We start from the raw sequence: 9,470 nt of genomic DNA, 5'->3' as shown, positions 1-9,470 counted from the left end.
GACAGCCGGTCCGCCCCTGGTAGAGGATCGCGTTCACGATCTCCCGCATCGCATAGGCGCCCTGATGACCGCTGACCGAGCGGTGCCGGTCCTTCCACGCGGTGATCACCGGCTCGATCAACGACCACTGCCCGTCCGATAAGTCGCTGGGATATGACTTGCGTTCACTCACCCCGCCAACCCCAGCAGACCCCACACGACGGACCCGCGGATTCCGCCCACACCTCACACCATCGGGCGACCACAGAACGACTCAAAGACTCACGAACCGCCCACTAAGAACCCCTCCTGCGACGAGCTCAGACGCCGCCAGCAGATGAGTGCGCATCTGAGGGTGAGGAAGGCCGTCGTTGCGATTGCCTCTGTTCAAAGTGGCGGCGAGCAGGATGCCGGTGGCGTTGGCGGCCGGGCCGCCCCGCACCCCCGGATCAACGTTCCCGGAGTGATCCAACCACCTCGGAGATCATTTCGTTAGGAGTTCTAAGCGCCGTCCCCCTGGAGCAGCGCGTCGCGTAGTTCCTGTCCCTGTCCCAACGGCCGCAACATCGAGTGTTGTTGGCGGGTATCTTGGTGACCCGATAGTGCAGACGTTCGTCGCTGGCTGCACTGATCGGCAGCGCGGGGGCGCGCACCTGAGGAGACAGATGGTCAGCTCCCTGCCGTCCCGCCGGCCTGTCGGGTATCGCCGCGATGGGCGGCCGATCTTCCCGGTTCTCGGGGCTTCGCCGGAAGGCGAGACGAACGATCAGCTTGATGATGCGCCGGAAGCCGCCGGCCAGGAGCAGCAGGTGACGGACGCCCAAGAGCGTCTGGGGAAGTTGCTGACGCGTGAGAAGGCGCAGGGTGAACGCGCTGCAATCAAGCGACTGTTGGCGTCACTGGGGTTCGAGAGTCCGAAGGCTTTGACGGAGTTCGTCGCCGCGCAGCGGGAGGCTGAGCAGGCCGCGTTGTAGGAGGTCGAGCGTCGGGAACAGGCGGCTGCCGAGAGGGAGTTGCAGGCGGCGCGACGTGAGGAGCTGGCGGCGCAGCGGGAGCAGGCGGCGCTGCGCCGGGCGGCCCTGGTGGCGTTGGGTGCCTCGGGTGAGGACCTGGTGGACGCGGAGCGGCTGCTCGCCACAGATGACGAGGACGCGGACGAGGCGCAGATTCAGGCGGCGGCCGAGGCGCTGCGGGCTCGGCGCCCGGAACTGTTCGGCGACGTGCGGGGGCCGGTGGCAGCGGCTCCTGCCGGCGCTCCGGTGGAATCGGGCTGGGGGTCACCTACATCCGCGACCAGCTCCGCCGCCGGATCCGTACCGGCAAGGGCCGCTGCCCCCACCCGGTGACGCTGATCGTCGACTCCCAGTCGGTCAAGGGCGCCTCCACCGTCGGCAGGAACAGCCGCGGCTACGACGCCGGGTAAAAGATCAATGGACGCAAACGACGTATCACGGTCGACGCGCTCGGCCTGCCCGTGATGATCACGGTGACGCCCGCTGACCTCCAAGACCGCGATGCCGCCCGCGACGTGTTCCGGCGGCTCTGTCTCACCCAGCCGCAGATCACGCAGGTCTGGACCGATCGCGGATACGTCGGCGACCTCATGGACTGGGCTCGCGAACGCCTCTGGCTGACCCTGCGCATCGTCTCCAGGCCCAAGGGCACCAAGGGCTTCGGCGTGCTGCCCCGCCGTTGGAAAGTTGAGCGGGCAATCGGTTGGTGCAGGAACGCCCGCCGCAATGCACGCGACTACGAGCGGCTTCCCCAGCACTCCGAAGCCCACCTGAACTGGGCGTTCATCACCACGATGACCCGACGCCTGGCCCGCAAGCACCCGGCACCGCGCTGGACGAAGAAGTCGGCACCGACGTCCTGAACCGGCTCGGGCTGGTTTGCCGTATCGGCGCAACATGACTATCTAGCTTGCTAGGATGCTAGCATTCGGCTCGTGGGTGATGAGGAAGTCAAGCAGTTCAACGTGTACCTGCCGATCGATCTGATCAAGCAGGTCAAGTACCGCGCCATCGAGTCGGGCATGTCATTGTCGGCACTCGTCGCCGACGCCCTGCGCGCCTACCTCGACGACGCCCACGGGAACAAACGGCAATCGCCTGAGAAGGAGACCTGACATGACGACCGAAGGAATCGAGGCCGTGTTCCTGACGACGCACAACTGGGGCAAGGCGGCAAAGTTCTTCCAGGCGCTGGGTTACGAGCTGGAGTTCGCGACGGACCACAACTCCGGCCAGCTCCGCAACGGCGATGGTCCCTACGTGTTCATCGCCGAGGTTCCCGAGGACCAAGAGCCCCAGACACGGATCGCGCTGAAGGTGCCGGACGCAGAGGCGTTCCGTCCCGATTCTGTCGTCGAGATCGTCACGCCGTTCGAGGACACCCATTACGGGACCAAGGAGATGACCGTCCGCGACCCCGACGGACGCCTGTGGAGTCTCCAGGCTCCCGTCAAGAACTGATCGCGACGAAGGGGGAATACCGTGACGCACGAGCAGATAGAGCCACCGGACAACACCGCAGTGCGGACCGCCCTCTGGCGGGCGATGCACCTCCAGGTCGACCCGCCCCCGCATGTGATCGAGGACGAAATCGGCCTGCAACTGGTGGCCCCCGGCGATGACTGGCGCGACCGCCCGGACATGGACCCGCAGGCCACGAGCGGGTTCCGGGCATCCACCGTTGCCCGCGCCCGCTTCATCGAGGACCTGATCGCTGAACAGGCCGACCGGGGCGTGACCCAGTACGTCATCCTGGGAGCAGGTCTGGACACCTTCGCCCAGCGCAAGCCGGAGCTCGCCTCCCACCTGCGGATCTTCGAGATCGACCAGCCCGGCACCCAGGCATGGAAGCGCCACCGCCTAGTCGAACTCGGCTACGACATCCCCGACTGGCTGCACCTGGTACCGGTCGACTTCGAGGCCGGCGCGTCCTGGCCCGGGCAGCTGTCCACTGCCGGCTTCGATCCCGGCCAGCCGGCGGTCATCGTCTCCACCGGCGTCACCATGTATCTCACCAAAGACGCCACCGCGGCCACTCTGCGCCAGATTGCCGGGCTTGCACCCGGCACAACGCTCGCCATGACCTTCCTGCTGCCGACCGAACTCGTCGACGACGCCGACCGCCCCGGCCTCCGGGCGAGCGAGCAAGGCGCACGAGCATCTGGAACACCGTTCATCAGCTTCTACACCCCGCAGGAGATGCTGGCGCTGGCGCGCGAAGCCGGCTTCAAAGACGCCCGGCACGTACCGGGGACTTCGCTCGCCGAGCGCTACTTCGCCGACCGGACCGACGGCCTTCGCCCGTCAAGCGGAGAGAACCTCCTGCTGGCCACCACCTGATCCCTCGTCAACGCCGTCCGGCCTCCGAGTCCTGCGGTTCAAAAACACCTTCTGAGGACAAGGAGCACACGGTCGCCGCGGTTAAGGCGTTCGCCAAGCAGTAGGGGGCAAAGTTCCCCATGGCCGTCAAGAAGATCGTCGCTGACGAGGCCGAGCTGCTGGCGTTCTACGACGTGCCCGCCGAGCACTGGATCCACCTGCGGACAACCCACCCCATCGAGTCGACCTTCGCGACCGTCCGGCTGCGGACCGAGGTCACCAAGAGGGCCGGCTCGGCTCCCGGGCCGCAGCCCTCGCGATGGTCTTCAAGCTCGTCGAGTCCGCCCAGACCCGCTGGCGAGCCGTGAACGCACCCCACCTCGTCGCCCTCGTCCGAGCCGGAGCCCACTTCGAACGCGGCCACCTCGTGGAACGGCCACAGACGACCGCCGCATGAATCATGAACAGGGTGGCGGACCTGCCTCAAAGTTCGAGATCATCTGAACATGTCGGATGACACGCCGGGACAGGACCTCCCAGCCGGCTTCGGGTTCCGGCCGTATCGGGGCGACGAAGACCACGGCCCCATGGCCGCGGTGCGGCTGGGTTGTGCCGAACGGGACCGGGTCGACGCCCGTTCGGTTGTGGAAGGGCTCCCGACAGCGGCCGAGATCGCCGAAGCCTCTGCCACGCTTCAGGAGCCGTCCAAGAACCAGATCCTGGTGGTGCACGACGGGAGCGTCGTCGGCTACGCGACGATCCGGTGGTGGCAGGAGCGGGACGACACGTGGCTCTACCTGCACCGCGGCTATCTCTTGCCCGAGCATCGCCACCAGGGCATCGGATCAGCCATGCTGAGCTGGGCCGAAGAGCGGATCCGCCAACTCGTCGAAGAACATGGCACGGCGCGGACGGCAGTGATAGGCGCGAACGCCATGGCCTCCGAGCGGGACGCCACGGCGCTTCTGCTCGCAGCCGGATATCGACGTGTCTTCAGCCTGGTCGAGCTGGAGTTGGGCGATCTGCGGCAGTTGCCCGAGGCGGGCAGCGAACTGCCGGCCGGGATACGGACGGGGCCGATCGGGATCAGCCACTACCGTGCAGCGTGGAGGACGGCCGTCGATTCGTATGCGGACACCGGTTTCACTCAGAAATGGTCCTTCCAGGACTTCGTCGACACCGCCGACCCGGCATGCTGGAGGGCTGCCTGGAACGGGCAGGACATGCTCGGCGTGGCCCTCTGCTCCATCCGCCGTTACGACCACACCGTGGGCGAGGTGGAAGAGCTGAGTGTCCGAACGGACCAGCGACGCCTCGGAATCGGCCGGGTCCTGCTGCTGGACGGGTTGCGAAGCCTTCGCGAGCAGGGTGCGACGACCGCCAGGCTGTACACGGGCACGGCAAATCCGCACCGGTCCTACGATCTTTACGAGAGCGTGGGGTTCCGGAGGCAGAACGAGTACGTCCGATACCGCAAGCCGCTTGCTTGATCGACCGGTCATTGGGTTGTCCGGTCAGTCCACAGAATTTGACAATTCCTCAAATGACTGACCATCCCCAGCTCAGGCCCCCCGAGGCGATCGCCAACCTCATTGAGACGGGGACAGCACGGTCCACACCAGGGAGTTTGTAGGGTGGGGCCGTGAACGAGGACGCGCAGACCCTGGCCCTGCTTCGCTCTCTGGACCAACTGCCGGGGCCTGATCACCTGGAGTTTCCCGATGGATTCGACTATCCGCTGGCCAAGGCGCAAGCGAATCGGCTCAACGAACGGCTGACCCACGACTTCGGGTGGGCTTGCGGACTCGATGACCAGATCCAGGACGCCAGCTACTACCTCAAGGTCGCCATCCCGGCCGAGGCGACCGAGGCCGGCGTGCCACTGGCGGTGAGGCTGAGCAACTTCGGCAACCTGGCGGTGGTGACCACTCCGAGGCCCGACAGCCATGACGACCTGGACCAGGCAGTTCAGGAGGGCGCGTTGACCGCAGCGGACCGCAGCCGGATCGAGACCGCCCTCCACGATTTCGGCTACACACTGGTCCCACCGCGGCTGCTCCACCGTCCCTACGGCGGCGTGACCCGGCTCGCCGACGAAGGATACTTCTACGCCAGCTATGGCCCGCACCAGGGCTGCGCAACATGGTGGACCCGCTACTTTGAGCACCTGTGACGGTGTCCACAGCGCAAACTTCGATGACACACGATCGAGGTTCCCTACAGCATGGCATCCCAGCGGCAGCAGTCGGCCTGCGTGGGTGAACGGGCACCTCGCCGGTGATGCTCGGTTGCCGTCCCGGAGAACACGTCGCCGCGGCACAGGACGCGCTCGTCCGCATCGGCGTCCTGGCGCCTCAACAGGAGTGAACCCCGCCCACCAAGTGGCAGGAGGACGGGTCTGTGTGCTCTCGGTCGTGTGCCGAGAATGACCGGCACACTGCTTCCTCCGGGCAGCGGCCCCGTGCGAGCGTTGAGCGATGGCGGCCCGCGCGCAGGACAGAGGAGCCACACATGACTGAGCCGAAAGATTCCGTGAGTGACATGGAGTTCGCGGCAAACGGAGCTCACTGGCCAGGGTTGGACCACGCATTCCGCCAACGCCTCACCGCCATGGCCGACTCCACTGCCGGCAAGAGGCTCACCACCCGCCTCAACAGCTCGTTTCGGAAGGACGACGGCACGCTGGTCCCCATAGGCATCCCGGCCGTCCTGGCGCCGGGGGAGCGCATTCGGCTGACCGCTCTGGTGGCGGCTTATCACCACATGATCGAGACCATCGTCTCCGCCTACCATGAGGACCGCCGTCTGCGGGAGACACTCTCGATGCCCAACGAGCTCACCGAAGATCTGCATACCCCCGCCCATCCGCGCGACACCCGGGTCCACCTGATGCGCGCCGATGTGCTGCCGCAGACCGACGGACAGGTCAAGATCACCGAGACCAACGCGGACTCCCCCGCCCTGCTGATGTTTTCGGGCACTGCCGCACGTGCCTGGCGCCGGTTGGCGGAAAACCATGGGGAGCAGCTCCCTGAGCCGCTGCCCGGGGAACGAGAACATTGGATGGCCGAATGGTTCCTCAAGGTCGCGGAAGAGGAGACCGGGGAGCGCCCCACCTTTGTGGCGCTTCTCCGGGAGCGGGACGGCGTCCGTTGGGAGCTCGACATCCTGCAGAGGCTGTTCGCTGAACTCGGCGTCGAGGCGCAGGAGGCGGATCTCCGGGACCTGGAGCAGAGAGGCTCCGGAGTGTCGCTTGCTGGGCGTCCGGTCCGGCACGCCTATCTGAAGTATTTGATGCCCGAGTTCTGTCGAATACGTCAGGATGTGGAGCCGTTCGTCCAAGCAGTGCGCCACGGTGCCCTGTTCGTGCAGAACCGTCAGCTCGGTCGCTGGATCGGCGACAACAAGCTCTGTCTGGCTGTGATGTCAGACCCGGCCTTCGGTGACCTCTTCGACCAGCAGGACAGGGACGTCGTCGCCCCTGCGATTCCATGGTCACGCAATGCCGCCTGCTGTTCGGACGAGGAGGTCGACTGCATCCGCAGGAATCCCACTCAGTACGTCCTCAAGCGTCCGCTCGACACACGTGGCCGGGGCGTGGTGATCGGTCATGAGGCCGATGAACCAGCCCAGTGGCGCGCAGCATTGGATCTCGCCTGTCGAGAGGGCTGGCTGGTGCAGGAGTACTGCCCACCCACGGAGATCGACTTCGAGCCGGGCAACGGCCCGGTCCGGCATGACCTTGCCCTCGGTGCAATCAATGGCGTGCTCAGCACTGCCTTCATGCGCAGTAGCGCCGGATACCGGACGAACGTGGCTCACGCCGGCGCGCTCCACCCGGTGTTCGCTTGACGCTGGGCCTGTCCGAACTACGAGCTCTGGTGCGGCCCGCTACCCTGCTGCGACTTTTCGAGAGAGGCGCCACCGTGTCGTGTCGACTGACACCGAGCACGTGCACCGCCCCAGCCAGCGAAGGCTGCTGACTCTGCGTCCCGAGGCGGCGCCCGGCTTCGTCGTCAAAGCCTGCCAGGGCATCATGATTCCCACCGTGGACGAGGACGAGAATCATCGCGGACGCACGCGGTACACGCTGACTGAGACGGAGCACGGCCATGCCTGGGGCCTCTGCGTCGAGGCGCAGGGGCTGTTCGGGAACCCCCGGCGTGGTACGTACGCGATGCTCAGCTGGGTGCCGGAAGGACCTGAGGTGCCCGGCGGGGAACCCGATGCCGATCACGACAGCACCACTCCGTCCCAGGTTGTCCCCCAGGGGCGATGAGGACTGCGCATACTTGGCGAACTAGGGCTGCTGGCCTGGGTGTTGGTACCTCTTCCAGGGGTAATGAGGACGAGGCGACCGGCATGTGGCCGCTGGCGGTGATGATGTTGGAACCCGTGCCAGGCGCGATGATGATTCGCCGCGCTCACCCGGGGCCGTGTCCTGCCCTACCCGTTGGTACCCCTCCGAGGGGCGATGAGGATCACCAAACCCGGAACCGCGCAGGTCCACGCCTGGCTGTTGGTACCACTCCCAAGGGCGATGAGGACGCCGACGCCGTCGAACTCCTCGCCGTCGCCGTCAGGTTGATAGTGCGGGGATCCGACGGCCGGTCCCCCGAGCAGGTCGAGCAGTTCCGCTGGTTCGGTGTCAGCGGTGAGCAGGCCGTGCTGCTGGGCCTCCCACAGGATGGTGACCGGGTCGATGGGAGCACGGCGTTGCGCCAGGGCGGTCGTGGATTGCCACAGTCCGCCGTGTGGGGGGGCGGGTGAAGTTGCCGGCGGTCAGCCATCGCATTGCTCGGCGTCGCGAGGGTGTGCCGTTGCGGCGGCGAGCAGCAGCCGCTCCTCCTCGGCCGCTTCGTCGCCGTCATGTGCCACGGCCGGGGCTGGTGCGGGTGTGCGGGGCAGCGAGCCGGGGTGGGGCGGGAACGTCGCGGCGAGGTGGTCGACGATGGCGGTGAGCCGTCAGGAATCTCCGAGCGGGCGACCGCCGGAGCAACTATGCGGTACTGCCGGTTCGCCGCTCACCTGCGCTCAACAACTGAAGCGCTCAGCGCCGTTGGGCAGGATCTCGTCCTCCCCCGTGCGGACGGGGGCCGGCGCCCTGACACGGCTCCGGTACGAACGGGGTCAGCCGCCGAGCCTGACTGGGCCGAGGCCGGACGGCAGCCTGTGCACGGCCGCTGCGACGGCCTCGTGCGCTGTGGCGAAAAGGCCGAGGTCGGGAGTGATGAAGGTCCTGCCCACCCCATACGTGCCATCGCTGCTCGTGGTCAGGCACACCCCGACGGCGGTCAGGTGCGGGCGGGTGGTGGTCGAGAAGCGCAGTGCCCAGTGGCTCGTGAAGGGGTAGAGGGCTCGCAGCGCCGGCTGAGCGTGCGCCGCCTCGATCAGGGCTTGGTACTTCTCCTGCCAGGCGTACTCCAGTTCGCCCGCTTCCTTGCGCATGCTCTGCCACTCGGATTCCGTCAGGCGCACGGGATCGCGATCGGGCACCTCGAAACGGCCGCTCAGGTGCACGAAGGGTGCCACCCGGCGAATGTCGTCCAGGTCCGCCCCGTCGTGCCACGCCCGGGCGGCCCTGGCGACCTCCGTCAGATCGTCCGTCCTGCCATCAATCAGGGCCATGTTCTGGAACGGGTCCTCGCCACGGATCGACCAACCCCGTTCGTGCCGCCAAGCGCTGATCTGCAGCAGCTCACGATGCGGCAGGGTGCTGGCGACGGTCGCGTGGAGCAACGGATCGGAGCCGGGGGACGTAACGGGGACGACGCCGAGGCAGCCTTCCGCCTCGGCCCGGAGCGCTGTGGCGAGGCTGCCGCAGGCTGTGACGTCGGGGTACAGGACCGCGGGATCAGCAAGTGTGGGCATGGCTCCCGATTGTGCCCTGGCAGTCTCCCGCTCAGGGCAGGCGGCCCGGCGGGCCTTGGCCCGCACTACCCTGCCAACTCGAATGCACAGCACGACAAGTCCAGTGCTCATCGGACAGATCTAGTGCCCAGTCACAAACAGCTGTGGTCGGGTAGCCGGAGACCATTGCTGATCCCCGGCCCCCTCAGAACCGGACGTGCACCTTTCAGCGCATCCGGCTCAAGCAAGCCCCGAGGGGCTTCGCAGGTCAGCAGGGTCATGTGGCCCGTTCGCCGTCGCCAGCATGAT

At 66.8% G+C, this 9,470-nt stretch carries 12 protein-coding genes and 1 pseudogene; 11 read left to right on the top strand and 2 right to left on the bottom strand.

The window, feature by feature from the left end; all coding sequences use genetic code 11:
* Window positions 1–172 (bottom strand): transposase (locus B073_RS42440; RefSeq protein WP_037811757.1); only part of this gene is annotated, 172 nt, incomplete at its 3' end.
* 472 nt (window positions 173–644) lie between these two features.
* Here B073_RS42440 and B073_RS0137045 point away from each other — a divergent pair.
* The 11 genes and pseudogenes from B073_RS0137045 to B073_RS0137000 all read left to right on the top strand — a co-directional run bounded on the left by B073_RS0137045 (window position 645) and on the right by B073_RS0137000 (window position 7,590).
* A complete protein-coding gene (locus B073_RS0137045; RefSeq protein WP_018543108.1) occupies window positions 645–953 on the top strand; it encodes a hypothetical protein in 309 nt (102 codons plus the stop codon).
* A gap of 39 nt (window positions 954–992) precedes the next feature.
* Window positions 993–1,325, top strand: a complete 333-nt coding sequence (locus B073_RS45020) for a hypothetical protein (RefSeq protein WP_018543107.1) — start codon at window positions 993–995, stop codon at window positions 1,323–1,325.
* An 80-nt stretch (window positions 1,326–1,405) separates the two neighbouring features.
* Window positions 1,406–1,855 carry a transposase gene (locus tag B073_RS42435; RefSeq protein ID WP_078508385.1) on the top strand — a complete coding sequence of 150 codons (450 nt, stop codon included), beginning with the start codon at window positions 1,406–1,408 and terminating at the stop codon, window positions 1,853–1,855.
* 72 nt (window positions 1,856–1,927) lie between these two features.
* Window positions 1,928–2,107: a CopG family transcriptional regulator gene (locus B073_RS0137035; RefSeq protein WP_018543105.1), complete on the top strand. Its 180-nt coding sequence runs from the start codon at window positions 1,928–1,930 to the stop codon at window positions 2,105–2,107.
* Between the two features lies 1 nt (window position 2,108).
* Window positions 2,109–2,453: a VOC family protein gene (locus B073_RS0137030; RefSeq protein ID WP_018543104.1), complete on the top strand. Its 345-nt coding sequence runs from the start codon at window positions 2,109–2,111 to the stop codon at window positions 2,451–2,453.
* 21 nt (window positions 2,454–2,474) lie between these two features.
* Window positions 2,475–3,332, top strand: a complete 858-nt coding sequence (locus B073_RS0137025) for a class I SAM-dependent methyltransferase (RefSeq protein WP_018543103.1) — start codon at window positions 2,475–2,477, stop codon at window positions 3,330–3,332.
* Between the two features lie 77 nt (window positions 3,333–3,409).
* Window positions 3,410–3,768, top strand: a pseudogene (locus B073_RS45015) (transposase); the annotation flags it as partial.
* Window positions 3,769–3,817: 49 nt separating this feature from the next.
* On the top strand, window positions 3,818–4,801 hold the full coding sequence (locus B073_RS0137015) for a GNAT family N-acetyltransferase (protein WP_018543101.1): 984 nt from the start codon (window positions 3,818–3,820) through the stop codon (window positions 4,799–4,801).
* A gap of 152 nt (window positions 4,802–4,953) precedes the next feature.
* Complete coding sequence (locus B073_RS0137010) at window positions 4,954–5,484, top strand: hypothetical protein (protein ID WP_018543100.1); 531 nt, start codon at window positions 4,954–4,956, stop codon at window positions 5,482–5,484.
* Between the two features lie 338 nt (window positions 5,485–5,822).
* A complete protein-coding gene (locus B073_RS0137005; protein ID WP_018543099.1) occupies window positions 5,823–7,163 on the top strand; it encodes a hypothetical protein in 1,341 nt (446 codons plus the stop codon).
* A gap of 79 nt (window positions 7,164–7,242) precedes the next feature.
* A complete protein-coding gene (locus B073_RS0137000; protein WP_018543098.1) occupies window positions 7,243–7,590 on the top strand; it encodes a hypothetical protein in 348 nt (115 codons plus the stop codon).
* 851 nt (window positions 7,591–8,441) lie between these two features.
* On the opposite strand, the gene B073_RS0136990 is transcribed toward B073_RS0137000, so the two are convergent.
* Window positions 8,442–9,182, bottom strand: coding sequence for a DUF6193 family natural product biosynthesis protein (locus tag B073_RS0136990; RefSeq protein ID WP_018543096.1), 741 nt, complete (start codon window positions 9,180–9,182; stop codon window positions 8,442–8,444).
* Window positions 9,183–9,470: the final 288 nt, after the last annotated feature.

The organism is Streptomyces sp. MspMP-M5 (assembly GCF_000373585.1).
Lineage (GTDB): Bacteria > Actinomycetota > Actinomycetes > Streptomycetales > Streptomycetaceae > Streptomyces.
Note: the sequence above shows the minus strand (reverse complement) of the source record. Positions and strands in the feature narration are given on the sequence as shown.

Bases quoted from the DNA above. Each gene is read 5' to 3' on its own strand.
- B073_RS0137045 (WP_018543108.1), top strand. From the start codon at position 645: ATGGTCAGCTCCCTGCCGTCCCGCCGGCCTGTCGGGTATCGCCGCGAT.
- B073_RS0136990 (WP_018543096.1), bottom strand. From the start codon at position 9,182: ATGCCCACACTTGCTGATCCCGCGGTCCTGTACCCCGACGTCACAGCC.
- B073_RS0137005 (WP_018543099.1), top strand. From the start codon at position 5,823: ATGACTGAGCCGAAAGATTCCGTGAGTGACATGGAGTTCGCGGCAAAC.
- B073_RS0137030 (WP_018543104.1), top strand. From the start codon at position 2,109: ATGACGACCGAAGGAATCGAGGCCGTGTTCCTGACGACGCACAACTGG.
- B073_RS0137015 (WP_018543101.1), top strand. From the start codon at position 3,818: ATGTCGGATGACACGCCGGGACAGGACCTCCCAGCCGGCTTCGGGTTC.